The 21,044-nt window shown below is 50.2% G+C and carries 23 protein-coding genes; 17 read left to right on the top strand and 6 right to left on the bottom strand.

The genetic code is table 11. The features are described from left to right. Positions 1-22: 22 nt before the first annotated feature. Positions 23-532 (bottom strand): activator of HSP90 ATPase, encoded by a 510-nt coding sequence (locus C5610_RS07930; protein ID WP_105306713.1) that lies wholly within the window; start codon positions 530-532, stop codon positions 23-25. Between the two features lie 111 nt (positions 533-643). Then, complete coding sequence (locus C5610_RS07925) at positions 644-856, bottom strand: hypothetical protein (RefSeq protein ID WP_105306712.1); 213 nt, start codon at positions 854-856, stop codon at positions 644-646. Positions 857-1,056: 200 nt separating this feature from the next. On the opposite strand from C5610_RS07925, the gene C5610_RS07920 reads away from it, so the two are divergent. The 7 genes from C5610_RS07920 to C5610_RS07890 all read left to right on the top strand — a co-directional run bounded on the left by C5610_RS07920 (position 1,057) and on the right by C5610_RS07890 (position 8,379). Beyond that, positions 1,057-1,785 (top strand): PepSY domain-containing protein, encoded by a 729-nt coding sequence (locus C5610_RS07920; protein ID WP_105306711.1) that lies wholly within the window; start codon positions 1,057-1,059, stop codon positions 1,783-1,785. Then, positions 1,782-3,422: a PepSY domain-containing protein gene (locus tag C5610_RS07915; protein ID WP_105306710.1), complete on the top strand. Its 1,641-nt coding sequence runs from the start codon at positions 1,782-1,784 to the stop codon at positions 3,420-3,422. Before C5610_RS07920 ends, C5610_RS07915 begins: the two co-directional genes overlap by 4 nt. A gap of 95 nt (positions 3,423-3,517) precedes the next feature. Next, on the top strand, positions 3,518-4,288 hold the full coding sequence (locus C5610_RS07910; protein WP_105306709.1) for an SDR family NAD(P)-dependent oxidoreductase: 771 nt from the start codon (positions 3,518-3,520) through the stop codon (positions 4,286-4,288). A 277-nt stretch (positions 4,289-4,565) separates the two neighbouring features. Further along, on the top strand, positions 4,566-4,802 hold the full coding sequence (locus tag C5610_RS07905) for a helix-turn-helix transcriptional regulator (protein ID WP_316042200.1): 237 nt from the start codon (positions 4,566-4,568) through the stop codon (positions 4,800-4,802). 57 nt (positions 4,803-4,859) lie between these two features. Then, positions 4,860-5,246, top strand: a complete 387-nt coding sequence (locus C5610_RS07900) for a YchJ family protein (RefSeq protein ID WP_105306708.1) — start codon at positions 4,860-4,862, stop codon at positions 5,244-5,246. A gap of 55 nt (positions 5,247-5,301) precedes the next feature. Continuing rightward, positions 5,302-5,865, top strand: coding sequence for a manganese efflux pump MntP family protein (locus C5610_RS07895; protein ID WP_105306707.1), 564 nt, complete (start codon positions 5,302-5,304; stop codon positions 5,863-5,865). 132 nt (positions 5,866-5,997) lie between these two features. After that, a complete protein-coding gene (locus C5610_RS07890) occupies positions 5,998-8,379 on the top strand; it encodes a TonB-dependent receptor domain-containing protein (RefSeq protein WP_262339808.1) in 2,382 nt (793 codons plus the stop codon). Positions 8,380-8,419: 40 nt separating this feature from the next. Here C5610_RS07890 and C5610_RS07885 read toward each other — a convergent pair whose 3' ends face one another. Then, the gene (locus C5610_RS07885; RefSeq protein ID WP_105306706.1) at positions 8,420-8,884 is read right to left on the bottom strand and encodes a DUF4199 domain-containing protein; all 465 of its coding nucleotides are present in this window, start codon (positions 8,882-8,884) and stop codon (positions 8,420-8,422) included. A 93-nt stretch (positions 8,885-8,977) separates the two neighbouring features. On the opposite strand from C5610_RS07885, the gene C5610_RS07880 reads away from it, so the two are divergent. The 3 genes from C5610_RS07880 (at position 8,978) to C5610_RS07870 (ending at position 11,923) form a co-directional block, all read left to right on the top strand. After that, entirely contained in the window at positions 8,978-10,873 is a 1,896-nt protein-coding gene (locus tag C5610_RS07880; protein WP_105306705.1) for a GGDEF domain-containing protein, read from the top strand. 27 nt (positions 10,874-10,900) lie between these two features. Next, positions 10,901-11,260 (top strand): diacylglycerol kinase, encoded by a 360-nt coding sequence (locus tag C5610_RS07875; RefSeq protein ID WP_105306704.1) that lies wholly within the window; start codon positions 10,901-10,903, stop codon positions 11,258-11,260. 147 nt (positions 11,261-11,407) lie between these two features. After that, positions 11,408-11,923 carry a thermostable hemolysin gene (locus tag C5610_RS07870; RefSeq protein WP_187346260.1) on the top strand — a complete coding sequence of 172 codons (516 nt, stop codon included), beginning with the start codon at positions 11,408-11,410 and terminating at the stop codon, positions 11,921-11,923. A 23-nt stretch (positions 11,924-11,946) separates the two neighbouring features. Here C5610_RS07870 and C5610_RS07865 read toward each other — a convergent pair whose 3' ends face one another. Continuing rightward, on the bottom strand, positions 11,947-13,089 hold the full coding sequence (locus C5610_RS07865) for an RNA-guided endonuclease InsQ/TnpB family protein (RefSeq protein ID WP_105306703.1): 1,143 nt from the start codon (positions 13,087-13,089) through the stop codon (positions 11,947-11,949). 63 nt (positions 13,090-13,152) lie between these two features. Here C5610_RS07865 and C5610_RS07860 point away from each other — a divergent pair, with 63 nt between their 5' ends. The 4 genes from C5610_RS07860 to C5610_RS07845 all read left to right on the top strand — a co-directional run bounded on the left by C5610_RS07860 (position 13,153) and on the right by C5610_RS07845 (position 16,179). Then, positions 13,153-13,575 (top strand): tetratricopeptide repeat protein, encoded by a 423-nt coding sequence (locus C5610_RS07860; protein WP_262339807.1) that lies wholly within the window; start codon positions 13,153-13,155, stop codon positions 13,573-13,575. 14 nt (positions 13,576-13,589) lie between these two features. Next, positions 13,590-14,252 (top strand): response regulator transcription factor, encoded by a 663-nt coding sequence (locus C5610_RS07855; RefSeq protein ID WP_105306702.1) that lies wholly within the window; start codon positions 13,590-13,592, stop codon positions 14,250-14,252. Further along, on the top strand, positions 14,243-15,598 hold the full coding sequence (locus C5610_RS07850; protein ID WP_262339806.1) for a histidine kinase dimerization/phospho-acceptor domain-containing protein: 1,356 nt from the start codon (positions 14,243-14,245) through the stop codon (positions 15,596-15,598). The genes C5610_RS07855 and C5610_RS07850 overlap by 10 nt, the downstream gene beginning before the upstream one ends. 86 nt (positions 15,599-15,684) lie before the next feature. Further along, positions 15,685-16,179 (top strand): cytochrome b, encoded by a 495-nt coding sequence (locus tag C5610_RS07845; RefSeq protein ID WP_105306701.1) that lies wholly within the window; start codon positions 15,685-15,687, stop codon positions 16,177-16,179. Here C5610_RS07845 and C5610_RS07840 read toward each other — a convergent pair. Together C5610_RS07840 and C5610_RS07835 are read right to left on the bottom strand one after the other, a co-directional pair. Then, positions 16,154-17,113, bottom strand: a complete 960-nt coding sequence (locus C5610_RS07840; RefSeq protein ID WP_105306700.1) for a D-2-hydroxyacid dehydrogenase — start codon at positions 17,111-17,113, stop codon at positions 16,154-16,156. The genes C5610_RS07845 and C5610_RS07840 overlap by 26 nt on opposite strands. Positions 17,114-17,124: 11 nt before the next feature. Further along, positions 17,125-17,565: a YqaA family protein gene (locus C5610_RS07835; RefSeq protein WP_105306699.1), complete on the bottom strand. Its 441-nt coding sequence runs from the start codon at positions 17,563-17,565 to the stop codon at positions 17,125-17,127. 63 nt (positions 17,566-17,628) lie between these two features. On the opposite strand from C5610_RS07835, the gene C5610_RS07830 reads away from it, so the two are divergent. The 3 genes from C5610_RS07830 (at position 17,629) to C5610_RS07820 (ending at position 20,988) form a co-directional block, all read left to right on the top strand. Further along, the gene (locus C5610_RS07830; RefSeq protein WP_105306698.1) at positions 17,629-18,237 is read left to right on the top strand and encodes a DUF502 domain-containing protein; all 609 of its coding nucleotides are present in this window, start codon (positions 17,629-17,631) and stop codon (positions 18,235-18,237) included. Between the two features lie 220 nt (positions 18,238-18,457). Next, positions 18,458-20,584 (top strand): S8 family peptidase, encoded by a 2,127-nt coding sequence (locus C5610_RS07825; protein ID WP_105306697.1) that lies wholly within the window; start codon positions 18,458-18,460, stop codon positions 20,582-20,584. Positions 20,585-20,709: 125 nt separating this feature from the next. Further along, on the top strand, positions 20,710-20,988 hold the full coding sequence (locus tag C5610_RS07820) for a PAS domain-containing protein (protein ID WP_262339805.1): 279 nt from the start codon (positions 20,710-20,712) through the stop codon (positions 20,986-20,988). The last annotated feature ends 56 nt before the right edge of the window (positions 20,989-21,044 follow it).

The following is a 21,044-nucleotide window of genomic DNA, read 5'->3' as shown; positions in this document are numbered from 1 at the left end:
TACCCAGCCAGGTGCCGTTAGCTTATTCGGAAACGCGCGCGAAGGACGCCAGCTGTTGTTTCAGCACGCCATCAACGATGGGGGCCAGTTTGGTGAAATCGGTGGTTGGGTAGCCACCGACAATATAATCCAGCGTTGCTTTATTGTCGGCGAAGGTTATCGTCATGGTTCCGCTCATACCCAGTGACTGCAGCGGACCTAAGCCGCCGGTAAGGCGCAGTGCTTTGCCTGGGTCAACGTAACTTACTTGCATGTGCAATGCTTGCTGGTCACCCTTGAGCTCGCAAAAACAGCCGCCTGCAGTGGCATCTATCGAAAGCTTACCGGCATCACCAAACCACGTGTGATCGTTAAGCCACCATTGATTAATTTCATCAACAAAGCGGGTGTAACCATCGGCTGCCGAACCGTTAAACGACTCTTCGATTTTTATCTGAAAGCCGTATTCGGAGGATGAAAGCACATCGGCGTTGCTGGTAGTAGAAAAAAGCACAACGCAACTGGCAAGAGCGATTTTTAGGGTTATTGTCATTTTGCAGTCCTGTTTGTTACAAACGAGGTTCAGTATACAAAAGGTTTGCGTAGACAAAAGAGTAATCAGAAAAAAATACGCTGTGCTTATCGTCCGTTAAGTCGAATCCTCTTAATCGTCTACCGACGCTGTTCCCGCTTTCCAGGGACCAAAGGCAATAAAGTACAGTAACACGATATTAGCGAAGGGCACCAGAATCAGTAAGCCGAGCGGGCCGGGATAGCCAATACGCTGACACAGTTTCCAGGCGGGAATGACGAAAATAATGCCAACAACCAGCATCCATAAGAAACCGATGCCTGCAAACATTTCATGACCCATCATAAGTCTGTCTCCCAATTTGCGATACACTTAACTGACGTTAGTCGGTAATCGACGCTTTTGCAAAGAACAGAGTGGCGTTACGCGATTTGTTATAATTTCAATAGTATCTTAAAGTACGTTACAGCTTCTGATAAACCGATTGGCTGTCGCTTCTGTCGTGAGGCGACAGCCTTTTTATTTGTCGTTTGAGGAATAACAGCGTGCAAAACACACGAGCAAGCCGTTGGCGGGTCTGGCACCGCTGGCTATCGTTAATTTTTGGTTTGCAGATGGTCATCTGGGCTATCAGCGGGGCCTACATGGTCTTTTTTGATTTAGACTTTATTCACGGCGATCATTTGGTCAGAGATATCCGTGAATCCTTGCCGCGCGAGGGCAAGGTTGCGAGTTTGGATAAGGTGTTAGCGCGTTATCCGGATGCACAATCAATGGCGTTGGAAACCCGTTGGCTTAATGATCGCCTGCGCAAGGTTTACAGCATTGACACAACAAGCGGCCAATTATTGATCGATGCTGAGTCCTTAGCGGTTATCGACATTTCCGAGCGGGATATCCGCGCACTTGCGAATCGTTATTATGCGCAGAGCCAGTCACCCATTGAGTCCGTGGCCTATCTAACGGATAACCCACCTGCAGAAATTAGCCCTCGTTTATTGCCGGTTTGGCAGGTCAATTATGATGATTTTGGTAACACCAGTCTGTATTTGTCGGACACCACCGGTGAGTTACTGGTAAAGCGACATACGTTCTGGCGGGGTTTCGACGTCTTCTGGATGTTGCACATCATGGATTACGACGAGCGGGTGGATATTGAAACCTGGTGGCTAAAAGCCTTTATTATCGGCACCTTTATTTTGCTGATAACGGGTACTGTGTTGTTGGTTTATACAGTTCGTTTTAAAACAAAGCCCGCCGGAGGCCCCCAATGATGCGTTTTATGCAGTGGTTGCACCGTTGGGTGAGCTTAATCCTGGTATTGCAGGTGTTGCTGTGGCTGGTGAGCGGGTTGTTCTTCAGTTTCATGGGGCACCACGCGATGTCGGGTCATCAATACAAGACCGGCGCTGTCTCTGAGCGGCTGAATCAAGCCGAAGTGGCGATTGACTTTACTGAGATGCACGACCGGTTTCCTTCTGCTCATTCAATTAAACTGGTGAATGTCTCAGGTAAAGGGCAGTATCAGGTGACGTTGGCCGAACAGAGGCTGTTTATCGATGCCAACACGGGTCAACCTTGGGAGACCGACACGACATTGGCAACCGAGCTGGCATTGAGCAGTTATGACGGCCCCGGTCAGTTGAAGCGTGTGTCGGCGGTTAGCGGCAGTGACGAAGTGAAGGGCTGGCAGGGGGCTGGTTTTCGCGTCGACATGGCGGACGATTTAAATACTCGAATCTATGTTGATGCCGCGTCCGCGCGCGTCGTCGAGCATCGCAATACGCCGTGGGCCATCGCCGACTGGGCCTTTCGTCTGCATTTTATGGATTACAGTGGCGGCCGCAGCTTTAACCATTTGTTGATTTGGACGGCGGGTCTGCTGGCGCTTTGGTTCTCGTTGTCGGGCTTACTGTTACTCGGCAGAAATATTGCAAAGGGCGATTTTAATCCGCGCCGGAACCGCACCTGGTTGGACTATTTTCAGCAGCAACAACAGCCAGTTGCCAGTGATTGCGGAGGGGGCGGTACCTGTGGGTTGTGCAAAGTGAACCTGCGGGGTGATGATTTACCGGTCGCGACCGCCGCTGAGCGAGCGTTATTGCGGCCCAATGAGCTGGCTGACGGTGTGCGTTTGTCTTGTCAACACAAGGTTTCAACAGCATACGACGCGGCGCCACGGCAGCCGTCGGTTAGGTCAGTGACGCTGAGGTTAGAACGACGCCGGGAACTGACACCGACGATGACGGAGTTGACGTTCGTCAGTTCGGTGGCGTTGGAGTATGCGGCCGGTCAGTTTGTGCAGTTTCAAATTCCTCACCGTAATGATGTCATAACGCGCTATTACTCCATGGCGAATCGCCCTGACGGCAAGCAACTGGTGTTTACGGTACGTAGGATTGATGCTCCGGGTGACGGTATACCGCCGGGTGTCGGTTCTAACTACCTGTGTGGTTTAGGCGTGGGAGCAGAAATCGAGGCGCTGGGACCTTTCGGCGACTTCCTGCTGACCGAGGCGAATGACCGTACGCAATTGTTTATTGGCGGCGGCGCGGGTGTGGCTCCATTACGCGCGCTGATGCAAACGGAACTTGCCAGCGAGCAACCGCGCCGTTGCGTGTTTTTTTATGGAGCGCGCAACGTACGTGAACTGTGCTATCGGGAATCGTTTGAAATGACCGCAGGGTTGTCTTATACACCGGTGCTGTCTGAGGCCGAGGAAGGCGATGAATGGGATGGGGCGGTTGGCTATGTGCATGATGTTGCGCTGCAGTGGCTTGCTGAGGAAGACCTAAATCGTGTTGATGTTTATGTCTGTGGACCGCCGGCGATGTTAAAAGCAACGCTCACCGGGTTGGCCGAACTTGGTGTACCGCGTAACCGTATTCGCTTCGATGACTTTGGTATTTAACGAATAAAGATTGCTCCGATACCGGGTACATGCTTGCCTAATTTTGAGATTCTCAGCCATACTCAATTCGGTTGTTGACCGAGAGGAGACGGAGGATGAAAAGGGTTGAGAATAAAGTCGCTATCGTTACCGGTGGTAGCTTAGGTATTGGCCGTGCTACCTGTCTGGCACTTGCCCGAGAAGGCGCACAAGTTGCCGTTACGGACATAGCTGATGATGACGGTAAAAAGCTGGTTAAGGAAATTGAAGCCGAAGGTGGCAAGGCCGGTTACTGGCATTTGGACACGGCGGACGAGAAAAGTGTCAATCGTGTGTTTGCGGATATTGCTGCAGCCTTTGGGCGCATCGATATATTGGTAAATAACGCGGGTATTGCCGGGGTTAATAAACCCACCCATGAAATTACCAAAGATGAATGGGATCACGTTATGGACATCAATGTTCACGGCGTTTTCTTCTGCACCAAGCATGTGATCCCAGCGATGAAGAAAGCGGGGGGTGGTAGTATCATCAATCTATCGTCGATATACGGCATTGTCGGTGCTGCTGACCTGCCACCGTATCATGCCTCAAAAGGGGCCGTTACTTTGATGAGTAAGAACGACGCGTTACTTTATGCCAAGGATAAAATTCGGGTCAATTCCGTGCATCCTGGTTTTATCTGGACGCCGTTGGTGCAAAAACTGGCACAAGCCTCGGCGGAGGGTGAACAGGCCTTTAGAGCACATCTGGATACGTTGCATCCACTGGGGCATGTCGGTGAACCGGACGATATTGCCCACGGTATCGTGTATCTGGCGTCGGACGAGTCCAAATTTGTGACCGGCGCTGAGCTGGTGATTGATGGTGGTTATACGGCTCGATGAGGCGCTGCCTTTACAACTCAGACCGAACCTTTAAGTGGTCAATTTGTTCGGTCTGAGCCTTATCATTTTGAAAAAAGAATTGATTATTTTTTGTTAATAATAGATGCTAAGCGGCTATTTTAGCTGTAAAGATCGTTTTATTCGATTTTTTGCATTGGTTAAACTCAGTTTTTGGTCTTTGGTACCTAAATGAGTCATGCGGTGTCGTATTGAGCGTTCCCTCGATTTCGTGCCAATGGCAACATAACCCCTGTTTATTGTCGGCTGAAAAAACCTTATGGGCATTGATATTAAAACAGCGTTTGGTATGGCGGTAAAAGTGAAGCGAGTGGAGTGCAGGCTTTCGCAAGAACAGCTCGCAAACGGGGCTGACATGGCTCGCTCGTTTATTTCCCGAGTCGAGCGCGGGACAGCGAATCCTTCGGTTTCCTCGGTCATGAAGATCGCCGATACACTAAAGTGTTTACCTTCAGAACTGTGGTTGCGGGCCGAGGCTTACCTGCAGGATAGGTAGAAAAAGCCGCCACTAACTGGCAAACTGTGGCGAAGTTTTTCCACGGTTTGTCATTTTATGCCTGAAATTTCACCCCAACTGCACTGTTATTGTGGGTCAGAATTGCCTTATCGGCAATGTTGTCAGCCGCTGCACAATGGTCGTGTGCAAGCAGCCAGCCCTGAGCGACTGATGCGCTCGCGCTACAGTGCGTTTGTGCTAGCCCTCACTGATTATTTGCTCGCCACCTGGCATCCCCGTACCCGTCCTGCGACACTGGATTTATCGGACAACCCTCAATGGATAAAGCTTCAGGTTGTGTCCGCATCACAATTATCGACAACCGGCAAAGTACATTTCAGAGCATTTTACCGCGAACAGGGCGAGGTTGGTTTTATGGAAGAACACTCTGACTTCGTCAACCACGAGGGGGCTTGGTATTACCTGAAAGGTGATATCCGTTAAGTACAGCCGTTTGTGCTAGAATACGACGCGTTTTTATTGGGTGGAATAAATCCTCATGAGCTCTGTTGCGCTTATCTTACTTGCTTTTGCCATGTCCACTGACGCCTTTGCCGCGGCAATTGGAAAGGGGGCTGCGTTACGCAAGCCGAAGTTCAGTCAGGCGCTGAAAATTGGTGTGTTGTTCGGTGTGATTGAAGGAACAACGCCATTGATCGGCTGGCTGATTGGCTACTCCGCTAAAGGTTATGTGCAAGCCTGGGATCATTGGCTGGCGTTTGCGTTGCTGACACTCCTTGGTCTGCATATGATCTACGAAGGGTGTAAACCAGGGCCTGATAATGACCCTGATAACGCGCCCGCCACGCCGCTGTTTAAATTGATACTCACCGCCATTGGCACCAGCATTGATGCGTTGACGGTCGGTATTACGCTCGCCTTTATGGACGTCAATATTTGGCTTGCCGCCGGACTGATTGGTGCGGCTACCACCATTATGGTCACCATCGGTGTATTGGTCGGCCGGGTCGTCAGTCGATGGTTGGGCCACCGTGCCGAGATTGGTGGTGGTTTGACATTGATCGTTATTGGTGTGTGGGTGTTATACAGCCATACCCTCTAGAGCTTAGTGTTAAGTATTCATAAAAACAGCTGTTAAAAAATATCAATACAAATAAGAATAATTCGCATTTACGTTATTTTGTTCTCCCAGTAGAATGTCGCTCACTATCATAACGACAAAGGGATTGAACCAATGAAACACTTTATGCCCAGTGCTCTGACACTGGCGTTAGCGGCCAATTTTGTAGCGACGACGGTTGTGGCAGATGACGGCACTATCGACAGCCAGGAGATGGAACGAATGGTGGTCACCGCGTCCGGGTTTGAGCAAAAGTTAACGGAAGCACCGGCCAGTATTTCGGTCATTACCAATGAGGAAATCCGATTACGCGCGTTTACTTCACTGTTGGATGCGGTCAAATTTCAGGAAGGCATCGATATTGGTACATCACGGGATAAAACCGGTCAGGGCAGTATCAGTATGCGCGGTTTAACCGGCGAATATACGCTGATTCTGGTGGACGGCGTACGGCAAAATAATCACGGTGATATCTATCCCAACAACTTTGGCGGTAACGCGTTTAATCATATCCCGCCTCTGGCAGCTATCGATCGTATTGAGGTGATCCGTGGTCCGGCTTCAACCTTATATGGCGCGGATGCGCTCGGTGGTGTCATCAACGTGATCACCAAAAAACACACCAATGAGTGGACAGGGTCCGTCAGTTTTGGCCGCAGTGTACAAAGCAATGATGATTTCGGCGATGATTTTACCTCCGATTTCAGCGTAAGTGGGCCGTTGATTAAGGATAAGCTCACGTTGGGGTTGCGTGGTAGCTTGTATGATCAACAGGCGGCCAGCCCTGAATTTGAACCGGCGGTTGACCCTAATGGTGTCGTGCATGCGCGGCAGTTGGGCTTTGGTAGTGGTGGTCGTACGGTCGATAACAGTGACGAACACTACGGTTTCTCTCTTTCTTATACACCCGTCGCCAATCAGCACATTAAGTTTAACTACGATGATTCCCATCAGTCGTACGATAACAGCCCAAGCTATGACCTTGAAACCGATACCATCACCTATCCGCTGGGTACCAAGGACAGCATTGAGTCAATCTGGCAGGCACGGGGCGGAACGGTAGCGCCGCGGGCAGGCTATGCCGAAGATCAAAGTTATGACCGCCGTTGGTGGTCGCTGATTTATGATGCGGATTGGTCGATGGCTTCGACCAGGATGGCGTTGTCTTATGTCGATACTGAGAATAATGGACGCACGTTGCCGCTCAGTGTTGCCGAACGTTTGCTGTTACAACAGATGTACGATGGTACCGGTGACTACCGTGGTTTGAGCGAACCGCAACGCCGCCAACTTGCCGAGCAAACGTTCTTGCCACGTCCTGCGCGGCCGTTGCAAAGCAGCCAATACACCGTTGATGTGCGGGTTGATATTCCGCTGGAAAACCTTGCCGGTCACCATAACCTGGTGTTGGGCGGGCAGCTAATTGACGGCGAATTGAAAGATGGCGTATTTGGACTCGAGCAAGGCATGGCCGGCGCGGTTCAGGAGCAACAGATGTACTCGCTGTTTGCGGAAGACAACTGGATGCCGGTGGCGGATTTTACGCTGACCGCAGGGGTTCGTTACGATCATCATGATGTGTTTGGCAGCCAGGTTTCGCCCCGGCTCTATGGTGTCTACAACCTGTCCTCTGAGTGGACGTTAAAAGGCGGTGTCAGCACCGGCTACAAAACGCCAAAGACCACTGACTTGTATGACGGTATCACCGGTTTTGGCGGACAGGGCACGATTCCCTTTGCCGGTAATCCAGAACTTGAGCCAGAAACCAGCGTCAACTCAGAGTTAGCGCTTTACTGGAACGCAGCGGACGCTGACCACAACGTTAATATAACTTATTTTAACACCCGTTTTGATGACAAAATTGCCCGTGGCGATACGGTTCCAAGTTGCGAGGTGACGGCGGGAGAGCGACCTTGTGTCAACTTGGGTCAGTATCAGCAATTGGGCTACGACAGTTTCAGTCAGGTGATTAACATTGATCGCGTTGACGTGCAGGGGGTTGAAGTTGCCGGCCGCTATGCGTTGAGTAACAGCTGGAGTTTGCGCGGTAATTACACCTGGACAGACAGCGAGCAGGTGACCGGCGCTCAGGCCGGGCAGCCGCTGACCAATACCGCCGAACACATGGCCAATATGTGGCTAGAGTGGCGTGCCAGTGAGCCGTTGCGTGTGTACTTGCAAGGCGAACTGCGGTCGGATCGATACCGTGGCTACGATAACGTGACTGAACAGCAACAGTACTTTGAAAACTACAGTTTGTTGAATTTAGGCGCCAGTTATCAACTCAATCCGTACACGCAGATAAACGTACGCATCAATAACCTGCTGGATCGCGATTTTACCACCTATTCAACCACATACACCGACCTTGACGGTGACGGTGACTACGAGTATGTCACCGGTCGGGGCGCTGTCAGTGAGGTTGTTTTTACGGATGATTACAACGTTAAAGACAAAGCCCGTAACCTGTGGGTTGGGGTAACGGTAAACTTCTGAGCCGTTGATTATTACCAGTAACCTGCGCCACCGGCGCGGGTTACTGGCGTTTTAGAAAGACTGCCACTATGGCACTGGTAATGACGCCCATCCCTAACGCCCACACCGCAGACTGAAATGAGTAAGTCAGCAGGCTGAAATATTGATTAGCCCGGGTTTCACTCATCATCCCCGATGTCACTGCGTATTCCCGCATATTAGGAAAAAATTCCGGTGATATCACCGAGTGTACCAGCAGTTGCACTAAGGGCGATAAAACCGCGACGACGACCGAGATTTTCAAACCACTGACAAACCCCTGCCGCCATGACATTTTTCCGTCAGGCAAGGAGGAACGTTTGTCGCGTAACGCCAAGATATAAATAACAATGGCAACAACCGCGAATAGGTTGGTGACAATTGCATGGTACTCGATATTATCGGAATGTAGCCCGCTAGCCCGCTCAATCAGCATCCAGATGATGATGGCGACGGCAAACACTAACCCCCATTTTATTTCTTTCATAACGTTTCTCGGCAGTTTATTGTTGTTATTAGTATGCCTAATATTAGCATTTGTGTAGACTAGTTGTTGGGTTAAATAAAACATTTTCTGGTCATGGAACGAAGACAACAACAACGACGGTTGCAACGACGCGAGCGCCTTACCACCGCGTTATTGCTGAAAATCAGTATTTGGGCTATTTCAATTGTGGTGGTGGCGTCAGCGATTACTTTTATTACCACCTACAACGATGCCCGCAAACGCGTCATCGAACTGTTACAACAGGATTTAAAGCCAACCCTTGAACTCAATCAGGCGTTGTTCCGGCGCATTGAGCAGCACGGCGAAATTCTGACTGAGCAGTTTCTACAACGGTATCAGTTGCTAAACGGCGCACACCAACCGTTACAACACTTTAATCAATGGTATGAAGAAACCTCGCCCGGGGTGGTGCGTTTAAAGCCGGAGTTCAATCGCGGCATTGCGGTTGAGCAAAGCCATTTTCAACACTTGAGTGCGTTTCTTGGTCCCCGAGAACAACCTCTGACCGACGAACTGAAAACTCGCGTTATCGCCGCTCAATATACGCTGAACGCGTTGGGTCCGGCTTGGCAAAATGTGGTCGGCAACACACATTTTTCTATGCCTGAAAATGTCCTCATTCTGTATTCACCAGAGTCTCCCTGGGGGTTGCTGGCGGATAAAGATTTGGTCATTACCGATTTTTCCGTGGTCAAGTCGACGCTGCAGAGTGAGAACCCCCAACGTGCGCCAAACTGGACTGGCTTGTATCATGATATTTCAGCGGATGTCTGGACCATCACCTACCAACGGCCTATTGATCGGAAGGGGCAGCATCTGGCAAACGCCAGCTTTGATATTGAGCTTGGTAGTCTGTTAACGGATTTAACCCAGCGAAAACGCCCAAACTCTGAGCACATGGTGCTGAATGCACGCGGCGATCTCATTGCGGCCTCCAATTTGTCGACAGAACAGATGCAGGATCAAGCAACGTTAACTGCTGACAATTACCAGGAGCCACTATTTCAGGCGGTCAATGATGTGATTGCCGACAACGCCTTTACCGAGAACCCGGCAGTGATCGAAAGTGACCGCAGTGAACAACTGATGATCATCGATAAAATCGCGGGTCCTGACTGGTGGCACGTAACCGTGTACCCGCTGGCAGAAATTCGTAAGCAAGCAATGGTGTTGCCATTACGACTGGTCGCCGCAGGTATCGGACTGGTGTTGCTAACCTTGCTGATGACCTATTTACTGGTGCGTCGGGAAGTGAGTAAGCCGTTGCAGGAGGTGGCGACGGTAGCTTCACTGATGGGGCAACGCAATTATCATGATGCATTGGCGCGACAGGCCGATGATATTAAAGCGCGTGGAGAAGTGAAGCAGGCTCTGGATGCCTTTAAAACCATGGCCACACGATTTTTAGCGGCGCAGAATGACTTGGAGCAGCAGGTTGAGGCGCGCACCGCTGAACTGGCTGAAGCGAATAAACAATTGGATGCCATGGCATACCTGGATGGTTTAACGGGACTGCTGAACCGACGTGCCTTTGACCGTGACTTGGCGGCTGTCAAAAATAGCACGCAAGGTCATTATTTAATCATGGCGGATATTGATGAGTTCAAACCCTATAATGACAATTATGGTCATGAGGCCGGTGATCAGGCACTTAAAAAGATAGCTGCCCGACTGGTGGGCGAGACATCAGCCAACGTCTATCGCTATGGCGGCGAGGAGCTCGCGCTGATCATGCCGGCAGACTCCGGCGAACAGGTACATAACGAGCTGGAGAAATTACGTGAAGGCGTGGTCGAATTGGCGATACCGCATCATTACAAGCAGGCGGAACTGGCGGTATTAACCCTGAGTATGGGCGCAGCGCCCATCAATCCGCAGCAGAGTAATGAAGAGAACATTCGTCGCGCCGACCGGCAGCTTTATCACGCCAAACATCAGGGCCGCAACCGGGTTTGTGTCAGTTCCTAAATTACGATTTGCACAATGGAGCATTCGATGAAGCCAGGCTACACGGGCATTAAACGAGTTTGGAAAGCAACCTTTAATTCACTACGGGGCATTAAAAATGCCTGGTGTTACGAGGCTGCATTTCGTCAGGAAAGCCTGATGTGTCTGGTGTTAGTGCCCGTCGCGTTGCTGGTTGAGGCAACCCTTGCGGAGCGCTTATTGTTGTTTGCCAGTCTGTTTATTTTGCTCATCACTGAGTTGCTCAACTCGGCCATAGAAGCGGTTGTCGACCGGGTTGGCGCAGAGTTTCATGAGTTGAGCGGACGAGCCAAAGACATTGCCTCAGCAGCCGTGTTCTTTGCCTTGCTGTTTATGGCGGTGGTTTGGGTTGCAGTGTTGTTTTTTTAATAAAAAAACCGAAACCCGGGAACTTTCTAACGATCATACCAACCAGTAACACCCCAATCAGTTTAAGGTTTCCTTAAGTCTGTCTTAATAAAGTGGCGACATGAATGATGTTAGCGGCAATCTCCGCTAAGTTAAGGAGTGTTCATCATGCGTCACCACTGGATTATGCCTGACCATCCGTTACGTTCGCAGGTAGAGGCCTTCATTTGCGAGCGCTACTGGTTAAATTTTAAAGCCTGTTTACGGCAATTACCAAGCCATCTGCTGGCTGTATTTGATGAACAAACGGATAACCTCGATGGAGAGCTGGTAGCGGCTTGCGGCATTCAATTTGCTGACCAGCAGGTGTTGTTTTCGCAGGCTTATCTGGATCGAAGCCCTCAACATTATTGTATCGATGGACGGCCATTGCCCGGCTATGGACAGCTCGCCGAGGTCGGCTCTATGGCGGCAGTGGCGGCTGATTTAACCACCGAAGCCGGCCGACAGCGGTTACAAGAATGCGTACAGGCTTTGCCGACGCCACTAACCGGCCTTATCAATAATGCCGCTGTTACCCACGAGGGTCTGTTTGCGGATGCTACAGCAGAGGACATTGAAGCCGTTATTGAGACCAATGTGACTTCTCACCGCCCTATCGGGCGATGCTTCTTACTTCATTAGCCGTTGCTCGATAGTATCGAGGCTTACGCAGCTTCCATAAGCAGAGACGACCGTCCAGCCGCCTTTAATTCCAGAATGCCTTTATCACGAATATTAAGGGCGGCATTTAAATCCCGATCTATATCCGTCGTTCCGCAAGACAGGCAATCCCACTTGCGAACAGACAAGGGCATTTCTTCCATTTTATGACCGCAACAATGGCATGTCTTAGAACTGGCGTACCACTGGTCGAGCTTGACTAGGTATTTGCCTTGCTCTTTCAGTTTGTATTCCAGTTTAGCAACAAAGCTATGCCATGCGGCATCGGCTATGTGTTTTGCCAGTTTACGGTTTTTCATCATATTGGCCGATTTCAATGTCTCAACTATCACCGCTTGGTTTTCGTCAACGAGAGTTCGAGAGCGTTTGTGTTGAAAGTCGGCACGAGCGTTTGCTGCTTTTTCGTGGCATTTAGCAACCAACAAACGAGCCTTTGCTCGGTTGGCGCTCCCTTTAGCCTTACGAGACAACTGGCGCTGCTTACGTCTGAGATTTTTCTCAGCGCGTTTTACAAATCGAGGGTTGGCAGTCTTTCTGCCGTTTGATTCGATGGTGAAGTGAGACAGCCCCAAATCAACACCTGTAACCTTGCTTACCGTGTGAAGTAATGCAGGCGCTTCGACTCCATCATCCACAAGAATTGATGCGTAAAACTTACCTGTTTTACTCAAACTGACAGTAATGCTTTTTACTGCACCCGTAATTTCACGATGAATATTTGCCTTTACAGGCTGCATTTTGGGCAATTTAACAGCCCCATCCAGCACTTTAACACCCACACAGTGGTAACTCGACTGTTTGCCGTGCTTGCGTTTAAATTGCGGGAATTTGGCTTTTAACTTCGGGTTGAAGAAGTTGTCAAAGGCTTGGTGAAGGTTGATGACCGCCTGCTGTAAGGCGATTGAATCATATTGTTTCAACCAGTGGTATTTTCGTGATGTCTTAGCAACGGCAAGCAGCGGTTTTATGTCTTTTTTGGGGTTCAGCGTAACCCTGCGCTTGCGATACATATGAGACTTTAAATGCAGAGCCTTGTTGTACGCGAAACGCACAGCGCCAAACTGAGCTATTAAAAACTCAGCCTGCTCTTGAGTTGGGTAAATGCGTACTTTTGTCGCTCTTAACATTTAAATCATGCAACTGTATAGATAACCAGTATTCTCCTGATATAACTTTGCTTGTCAAGGACGTTGAGGCTTCGCCTCAATCGCCTTATATCCCCGCCCGATTGGGCGAGGGTTTACGGCGAAATTGCTAAAGAAGCCAGAAAAGCGCTGGAAACGGCGTTACAACTGGATGCAACGGCGCTGGATGGTTCGGCGTATGCGTCACTGGGGACACTGTATTATAAGGTGCCGGGCTGGCCCTTTGGTTTTGGCGATGATGGCAAAGCCCGACAGCTGTTGGAAAAAGCGCTGGCAATTAATCCCGATGGCATTGACCCTAACTACTTTTACGCCGACTATTGGTATGAGCAAGGGGATTATCAGCAAGCGGCCAAGTATGCCAATAAGGCGTTGCAGGCTGCGCCACGGCCACAACGCCCCCTGGCGGATGCAGAACGGCGCAAAGAAATAGCCGCTTTGTTGCAAAAAATCGAGCGCAAAAAATAGGAGCGCGGCAAGCGATGGAACTGCTGTTAATAGAAGATGACGCTATGCTCGGACAAGCGGTTGAACTGGGCTTGTCTGAGCGGCAATTTGTGGTGCAGTGGGTGCGAACCGGGGCTGCGGCAATCAGTGAACTCAATCGTCAACCTTACGATGTGGCGGTGTTGGATCTCGGACTGCCGGACCTTGATGGCAGTCGGGTGCTGGCATCGCTGCGCAAAAAAGGCCAACCGTTACCGGTATTGATATTAACAGCACGTGATGACAGCCGTGAGGTCGTTAAATTGCTTGACCTGGGGGCCGATGACTACATGGTTAAGCCGTTCGATATGAACGAGCTGGCCGCGCGTCTGCGCGCCTTGGTCAGGCGTCAGCGGGGTTATGCGTCACAGCAGTTACAGGTTGGCCCGTTGACTTTAGATGATATCAATCATCAGGTGCGGGTGCACAATCAGGACATTACCCTGTCCAGACGAGAGTTTGAACTGCTAAAAGCATTAATGGCGGCGCCGGATCGTGTCCACAGTCGCGATAAACTTGAAAACCTGGTGTTTTGTAATGAACAGCAAGTCGAGAGTAACGCGCTTGAAGTGCACGTGCACAATTTACGCAAAAAGCTGGGCAATAAAGAATGGATTCAAACCATTCGCGGTGTGGGATATCGCTTAGCATGCAACTGATACGGCGATTCCAGCGCAAGCTACATTCCATTCGGCGGCGCATTCTTATTGCCGTGTCCTTGGTTTACCTATTGAGTTCGGCGGTTTCCGCGGTTTGGATCCATCAGGAAATCAGCCACGAAGTGGATGAGCTCTTTGATGCCGAGATGGTGCAACAGGCCAAAACCTTATTGGCGCTGGTGAGCATTGTCGAACAACTGCCAGCGCAACAGCTCACCATAGATCCGTTAAACGCGCATTCCTATGAAGGCAAATTATCTTACCGAATCGAGCAACATGATGGCAACGTCGTGATGCAGACACGCGGTAGTATGGACTTGAGCCGCATCGACTTCCGCGAGGGTTTTTCGATTCAACAAATCGGGCAAGAGGTGTGGCACACGTTTGGCGTATCATCGGCCGATCAGCGCTATCGAATCTTGTTGTTACAGGAGGATGAATTTCGCGCGGAGATCCGCACCGATCTGACAACAGATACGGTGATTCCGGTGCTAACTCTGCTACCGTTGATGTTGTGGTTGGGCTGGTGGACCATCAACCGAAATTTTGCCAGTTTCACCCGTCTGGCGAATGCGCTGCGGCGGAAACGTTCGACCGACTATCAGCCGTTTACCGAAGCTAATGATCCGGAGGAAGTGGCGTTGGTGAAACGCGCGCTGAACCACTATCTGCACCGAATCGAACAAAGCTTTCTGCGTGAACGAAGGTTCTCGGCGGATGCTGCGCATGAACTGCGTACGCCGTTGGCGAGTTTGAAAGCGCAGTTGCAGAACCTGATACGACGGGCGGACAACGATGAACAAAAGCAGCAATTGAACGGTTTGTTGACCAGTACCGAACGCTTGGTGAAACTGGTTGAAAGCTTGCTATTGCTAGCGCGAACTGAAATGCCACCGGAGCCGATGCAAGCGCTTAATGTCGCAAGCATTGCCCGTCAGGTGATGGCTGATTATTACCACAAGTTAGAAGCAAAAGGGCTGCAGTACCAGGTACAGTTACCACAACGGTTGGAATGGCTGAGTGATGAGGCTTATCTGTCGATGTTACTCACTAACCTAATCGATAATGCCGTAAAATATGCTCCGCCGGGAAGTGTTATTGAGATGTCTGTGCAACAAGGTGAGCTACTGATCAGTAATGAAGTTGATGGGGTTCATCAGATCGATACGGAACGACTCACCGAACGCTTCTATCGAGGCCAACAACTGGATGTTGATGGTTCCGGGTTGGGTTTGAGCATCGTTAAACAGTTAGCGCAACAGTTACAGTTAACGATCCGTTTTGAACGGCACCAACAACGTTTCATAGCGCGCCTGCACTTTGATACTGATCAACAAACGCTTTGATGTCGGCGGCTGTTCATAGAACCTTAAGATTATCTTAATCTGCGCTCGGTAGATTGCTGCTACCCCTGTTAAAGAGAGTAAGCCGTATGGATAATCATTACAGCCCGTTAGCGCGCACCACCCATTGGCTCAGTGCACTGGCTATTGTCGTAATACTGACCCTTGGCTATATGATGCTATTTGCCGAAGAGCGGGCGGTAAAGCAATTTACCGAAGCTGCTCACATCGGCGTTGGCTTTTTCGTTTTCTGGATTGTCCTCTGGCGGGTGATATATCGCCTGCAGCAGGGCTTTCCAAACCCGGCAAGGCCAGAGCCTTGGCGGTGGCTGTCACGGACGGTACATTATCTGCTGCTGGCGGTGATGCTGGTGCTGGTGTTCAGCGGCCCCCTGTATTTGTTCACGGAGGGCGAGCCGCTGAATGTGTTTGGCTGGTTTACGGTCGCGATCGATCTCAGTAGCCTGCACAGCCTGCATGAACCCGCGGAGGAAATTCATAAATTACTGGGCATTTACGTGTTGCCGGTGTTACTCGGCATTCACATCCTCGGCGGGATCAAACAGTTTTATCAACGTCGTTAGACTGAGCGTGTTGAAACTGACGGATATTTTCTGCCGTTAACTCGATAATACGCTGCCGTGCTTCCCGTGATGTCCAGGCATTGTGCGGCGTGATGATTAAGTTCAGCGATTCGTTAAGGGCCTCGAGCAGAGGATGACCTGCTGCTGGCGGTTCTTGCGGTAAAACATCAGTGGCGAAGCCGCCAATGATGCCCTCGCGCAGTGCTGTCAATACGTCTTCTTCGTTTACAACACCGCCACGGGCGTTATTGATGATGAGAGCATGTTGCTGACAGCGGCGGAGATTGTCGCGATTGAGCAATCCCCGGGTGGCATCCGTCAGTGGGCAATGAAAGGAAATGACGTCAGCTTCCGGGAGCAGGTCATGTAAGCTGGGGCGCTCATCATCTGTTTTTCCCGGACGGGCACTGAAGGTAACCTGCATGCCCAATGCGGTTGCCTGTTTTGCGACCGCCTGGCCGAGTTCGCCGGAGCCCACAATGACCAGTTGCTTGCCCTGCAATTGCAGGATCGAGGGTTCCAGTAAACAAAACATAGACGACTTTTGCCAAGCACCGGCAGCGACTCGTTTTTGCATGATGGACTGTTGGGCTGCCAGCGAAAGCATCATCATCAGGGTATGTTGAACCACACTGGCGGTGCCATAGGCTTCGACATTCTTTACCTTAATGCCAAGCTGTTCGGCCGCGGCCACATCGATGTTATTCATTCCGGTTGCTAATACACAAATGAGTTTCAGTGACGCGGCCCGTTGCAGGGTATTCGCATCAATGACCACTTTGTTGGTGATCACAATGTCAGCGTCTTGAATGCGCTGCTGAACATGCCCGGCATCGGTAGCAGGGTAGCTTGTCAGGTCTGTTACCTGTGTATCGATTAGAGACAGATCGATGTCATTGCCGAGTGTGTCTGCATCCAGGATAACTGCCTTCATGATTTTCTCCTTTATGAAAATGTGTAGGCGAGTACCGCATAACGGCCAAATTTACCGAGCGCGACCAGCACCAAAAATACCACAAACCGGAGTCTCAACAGACCCGCCAGTAACGTCAATGGATCGCCGATCACCGGTACCCAGGCAAACAGCATTGACCAACTGCCGTAGCGATCAAAAAATCGCTCAGCACGTGCCAGGCGTCGTTGATGTTGTGCCGATTGCCGCTGCAAAAAACCATCATTTGCCCAGTAACCCAGTGCATAATTGATGACCGAGCCGAGGGTGTTGCCGCTACCGGCGACCAGCACCAGTAACAACGGGTTCCACTGCTGTTGCAACAGACCCAGCATGACGGCCTCAGAGCTAAACGGCAAGACCGTTGCCGCCAGTAACGCCGATATGAACAGGCCAAGGTAACCCAGTGAATTGATAAATTCCGTAAATTCCATGCAAATGCCTAACGAGGGTGCTAACTTTGCACAGTATCTCATTTTCGAGCGGGCGTTGCTGTTATGAAACCTATTATTCAATCGTTCTTAAAGGGTCTTGCCATTTTATTGCCGATCATTGTGACGGTATTTTTAGTGCAATGGTTATTGGTAACGATAGAGGATTGGCTGTCTCCTATCTGGAAAGCGCTGTTGGGTGAGACCTACTACTTTCCTGGCTTAGCGTTTATTAGCTTTGTTGTATTAGCGGTTGTGATTGGTTTTAGCACCCGCTGGCGATTCATGAATTGGTTATGGCAGCTTCCCGGCGTAATGATGAATAAACTGCCGTTACTGCGAAGCCTCTACGGCACCGTGAATGATGTATTTGAAATGATGTCCGGCAAAGACTTCGCCGATGAATCGGTGGTGTTGGTGACATTGCCAAACAGCGATATTCGTCTTATCGGCATCGTTACCAAGAAAAGTGGTGATAATGGTGATCGGTTATCGAAAATGCTTGGCGCTGATCAAGTCGCGGTGTTTTTACCGATGAGCTACAACGTCGGCGGTTATATGATTATGGTACCGAAAGATTGTGTGCAGTCGATTGATATGAAACCTGCCGATGCTCTGCAGATGACCATTAGTGCAGGACTGGGAAAAAACCGCAATCATAACGCCGATTCTTAGTTTAAATTATTATATATTATAACAATTAATAATAACTAAATGACTATGGATCCCTCCAGACACCGCTTATTTCCTCACGAGTAATTGATTGAAATTAAATGCCATTTCAATCTTTACATAAAATTGACGTCAATTGACGTTTACAATTTGTTCACATTTGTTAAGCATAACTAGGTCGATTATTCGACAGACTGATTAAATAACAACAATTAGGATTTTTATGTTTAACAAAGCAAATAATAAAAAACATGCACTGGCACTGGCGCTGACAGCCGTTTTAGGCACGTCTGTGGCGATGCCGGATGCTGTAGCTGCACCAGGACAGGGTAATGGTAAAGCAAAAGGTCACGTTGCCTTAAGTGAACTTTCCACGGGCTTTATCGTTAAATTTAAAAAAGAATCCAGCGTTATGCAGGCCGCCAATAAGGGGCAGACACGTGCTGCTGAAGTGGCTAATGCAGCTAGCCGGGTTGCGCAGGAATTCTCGGCCAGCGCGAACATGGATTTCAAATTTAACCGACCGCTGGCAATGCCGGGTTATTATGTCTTTGATGCCGACAAGCGGATGCCTCCCGGGCAGGCGAAAAAACTGCTGAAGTTATTGAAGTCTCACCCCGATGTGGCTTTCATTGAACCTAACCAACTGTTACAGCCTTTGGCAACCCCGAATGACAACCGTTATACCGAGCAGTGGCATTATTATGAGTCTACCGGTGGTTTGAATGCTCCGTTAGCATGGGACAATGCGACCGGTAATGGCACCGTTGTAGCGGTGCTGGATACTGGCTATCGCCCTCATACTGACTTAGCCGCAAATATTCTGCCCGGTTATGACATGATTTCCGATAGCTTTATTGGTAACGACGGCGACGGTCGCGATAACGATGCCCGTGATCCCGGTGACTGGACGACTGCAGGGCAGTGTGGCAATGGTTATCCAGAGCAGGATCGTGACTCTAGCTGGCACGGTACCCATGTTGCCGGCACCATTGCTGCGGTGAGCAACAACGGAACCGGCGTTGCGGGTGTGGCGTATAATGCGCAGGTGGTACCGGTGCGGGTACTGGGTCGCTGTGGTGGTACGACCGCGGATATTGCAGATGGTATCATTTGGGCTTCCGGTGGCAGTGTTTCCGGTGCACCAAGCAACAGTAATCCGGCGGATGTCATCAATATGAGCCTCGGTGGACAGGGCAGCTGTTCATCAACCACACAGCAAGCGATCAACATTGCTCGTGGCAACGGTTCAACCTTGGTGATTGCATCGGGTAACAGCAATTCTGATTCAACCAATTTTAATCCCGGCAATTGCAGCGGCGTGGTGAACGTCGCGTCTACTGACCGCGATGGTGGCCGTGCTTACTATTCAAATTATGGCAGTAATGTCGATGTGGCGGCTCCCGGCGGCGCAATGTCTTATGCCAATGATCCGAATGGTGTGTTATCAACATACAACTCTGGCGCTACAACGCCCGGTTCTGACAGCTATGGTTTCAGTCAGGGCACGTCGATGGCGGCACCGCACGTAGCTGGGGTAGCGGCTCTGGTTAAAGAAGCGTTGCCGACGGCCAGCCCTGATGACATTGAGTCGATTCTAAAACAGACCACCCGTACGTTCCCGGCTACCTGCAATGGCTGTGGTACCGGTATTGTTGATGCCAATGCCGCAGTGCAACAGGCACTGGGCGGTGGTTCTGGCGGTGGTGGTACCGGCAATGAACTGCGAAACGGTGTTGCCGAAACCAACTTGTCCGGTGCGCAAGACAGTGAACAGTACTTTACCCTTGAGGTGCCGGCTGGCGCGACGGATCTGTCGTTTACCATGACCGGTGGTAGTGGTGATGCCGACTTGTACGTTCGCTTCGGCTCACAGCCAACGACCAGTACTTACGATTGCCGACCTTTTGTCGGGGGTAACGAAGAAACCTGTGACATCAGTAATGTGCAGGCAGGGACTTACCACGTGATGATTCAGGGCTATTCAGCTTACAGTGGTGTGTCGCTGACCGGTCAGTACAGCGAAGGTAGCGGCGGCTCAGGTTCTGGTGGTGGCGGTACCGTAACGGATCTGTCAGCAGCTACCGGTGAATGGGTTCGCTACACCATCGACGTACCTGCCGGAATGAGCAGTCTGGATGTCGACATTTCCGGCGGTACCGGGGATGCTGATTTGTATTTGCGCTTTGGCAGCCAGCCAACCACGTCGAGCTACGATTGTCGTCCTTACCGTACCGGTAATACCGAGTCGTGTTCGGTCAGTAATCCGCAGGCTGGCACCTATCACATTGGTGTCAGAGCCTATCAGTCGTTCTCTGGCGTGACGTTAGAGTCGTATTACCAGCCTTAATTTGTACGGTATATGCTCAGCCCGCTTCGGCGGGCTTTTTCATGAGCGCGATAAATCTCTTATGATCCAAATCAAAGGCATTCTCTTAAAACAATTGGAATCGACAATAATTTTAGGAGCATGTTATGGAAATCGTTCAATTTGGTTCGAATGACATCGAAAATAAGCTGTCATCGATGAATAAAGAACAACTTGATAAGGTCGCTTTTGGTGCCATTCAGCTTGATGCTAACGGCAATATTATTCAGTACAACGCGGCTGAAGGTGATATTACCGGGCGTGATCCGTCCACGGTGGTCGGCAAGAACTTTTTTAACGATGTGGCGCCTTGTACCAACAGCCCTGAGTTTAAAGGTAAATTTGATGAAGGGGTAAAAAAACGGCGACCTCAACACCATGTTTGAGTACACCTTTGACTACGAAATGCAGCCCACCAAAGTTAAGGTTCATATGAAAAAAG

Origin of the sequence: Idiomarina sp. OT37-5b (assembly GCF_002968395.1) — a bacterium.
Taxonomy (GTDB): domain Bacteria; phylum Pseudomonadota; class Gammaproteobacteria; order Enterobacterales; family Alteromonadaceae; genus Idiomarina; species Idiomarina aquatica.
Note: the sequence above shows the minus strand (reverse complement) of the source record. Positions and strands in the feature narration are given on the sequence as shown.

Bases quoted from the DNA above. Each gene is read 5' to 3' on its own strand.
- C5610_RS07885 (WP_105306706.1), bottom strand. From the start codon at position 8,884: ATGAAAGAAATAAAATGGGGGTTAGTGTTTGCCGTCGCCATCATCATC.
- C5610_RS07905 (WP_316042200.1), top strand. From the start codon at position 4,566: ATGGGCATTGATATTAAAACAGCGTTTGGTATGGCGGTAAAAGTGAAG.
- C5610_RS07865 (WP_105306703.1), bottom strand. From the start codon at position 13,089: ATGTTAAGAGCGACAAAAGTACGCATTTACCCAACTCAAGAGCAGGCT.
- C5610_RS07850 (WP_262339806.1), top strand. From the start codon at position 14,243: ATGCAACTGATACGGCGATTCCAGCGCAAGCTACATTCCATTCGGCGG.
- C5610_RS07840 (WP_105306700.1), bottom strand. From the start codon at position 17,113: ATGAAGGCAGTTATCCTGGATGCAGACACACTCGGCAATGACATCGAT.
- C5610_RS07820 (WP_262339805.1), top strand. From the start codon at position 20,710: ATGGAAATCGTTCAATTTGGTTCGAATGACATCGAAAATAAGCTGTCA.
- C5610_RS07835 (WP_105306699.1), bottom strand. From the start codon at position 17,565: ATGGAATTTACGGAATTTATCAATTCACTGGGTTACCTTGGCCTGTTC.
- C5610_RS07930 (WP_105306713.1), bottom strand. From the start codon at position 532: ATGACAATAACCCTAAAAATCGCTCTTGCCAGTTGCGTTGTGCTTTTT.
- C5610_RS07880 (WP_105306705.1), top strand. From the start codon at position 8,978: ATGGAACGAAGACAACAACAACGACGGTTGCAACGACGCGAGCGCCTT.
- C5610_RS07870 (WP_187346260.1), top strand. From the start codon at position 11,408: ATGCGTCACCACTGGATTATGCCTGACCATCCGTTACGTTCGCAGGTA.
- C5610_RS07890 (WP_262339808.1), top strand. From the start codon at position 5,998: ATGAAACACTTTATGCCCAGTGCTCTGACACTGGCGTTAGCGGCCAAT.
- C5610_RS07925 (WP_105306712.1), bottom strand. From the start codon at position 856: ATGATGGGTCATGAAATGTTTGCAGGCATCGGTTTCTTATGGATGCTG.
- C5610_RS07855 (WP_105306702.1), top strand. From the start codon at position 13,590: ATGGAACTGCTGTTAATAGAAGATGACGCTATGCTCGGACAAGCGGTT.
- C5610_RS07895 (WP_105306707.1), top strand. From the start codon at position 5,302: ATGAGCTCTGTTGCGCTTATCTTACTTGCTTTTGCCATGTCCACTGAC.
- C5610_RS07875 (WP_105306704.1), top strand. From the start codon at position 10,901: ATGAAGCCAGGCTACACGGGCATTAAACGAGTTTGGAAAGCAACCTTT.
- C5610_RS07830 (WP_105306698.1), top strand. From the start codon at position 17,629: ATGAAACCTATTATTCAATCGTTCTTAAAGGGTCTTGCCATTTTATTG.
- C5610_RS07900 (WP_105306708.1), top strand. From the start codon at position 4,860: ATGCCTGAAATTTCACCCCAACTGCACTGTTATTGTGGGTCAGAATTG.
- C5610_RS07825 (WP_105306697.1), top strand. From the start codon at position 18,458: ATGTTTAACAAAGCAAATAATAAAAAACATGCACTGGCACTGGCGCTG.
- C5610_RS07845 (WP_105306701.1), top strand. From the start codon at position 15,685: ATGGATAATCATTACAGCCCGTTAGCGCGCACCACCCATTGGCTCAGT.
- C5610_RS07910 (WP_105306709.1), top strand. From the start codon at position 3,518: ATGAAAAGGGTTGAGAATAAAGTCGCTATCGTTACCGGTGGTAGCTTA.
- C5610_RS07915 (WP_105306710.1), top strand. From the start codon at position 1,782: ATGATGCGTTTTATGCAGTGGTTGCACCGTTGGGTGAGCTTAATCCTG.